The organism is Ruegeria sp. AD5 (assembly GCF_056542345.1).
This window is the reverse complement of sequence record NZ_JBQFZR010000022.1, coordinates 1-526: the sequence shown is the minus strand read 5'-3', so window position 1 is coordinate 526 and position 526 is coordinate 1. Positions and strand designations below refer to the sequence as shown.

Annotated in this window: 1 protein-coding gene; it reads right to left on the bottom strand. The window is 51.7% G+C overall.

Annotated features, from left to right (window positions below; all coding sequences use genetic code 11):
• A partial coding sequence (locus ACR0JG_RS20780) for a hypothetical protein (RefSeq protein ID WP_480572550.1) occupies nt 1–526 on the bottom strand: 526 nt, incomplete at both ends.

The following is a 526-nucleotide window of genomic DNA, read 5'->3' as shown; positions in this document are numbered from 1 at the left end:
GGACGTGCTCGTAGGCCATCGGCCAGTTGCTGCGTCGGTGCCTTGCGACCGAATACGTCTATCCTGTCATCCTTGCCCATCGCCATCTCAATGGCATCAAGCAAGTCATCGTCGTCAGGGGGCAAATCCCTATCAAGCAACAGTTCCGACGCCAGATAGATGATGGCAGGCAAAAACCTTCGGTACCGGGCCGATGCGCTTGGCATTCGGTACCGATCCTCGGAACGGCCCGTAAACGCAAATCGCAGCAATATTGACAGCCAAGTCTGCTTTTGGAGCTTAGGAAGGCCTTCGAATATTTCGATCAAATACTGAGATGTTGCGGATGAATAGTTTGAGCGTTCTCGGTGAATTCTCGAAAGAATGGCAATCCCGTCGAGCAAGTTGGCTTCACCAAAGCTGTACTTCAATGCCTTCAACAGGAACATATTCCAGTTCGGAGCAGAATCCGTATCCTCGATGTCCGGCGGCTTGGTTGTCAGGGCTTCTGACAGCACATCAAGGCGAAATGACTCGTCTCCTATTT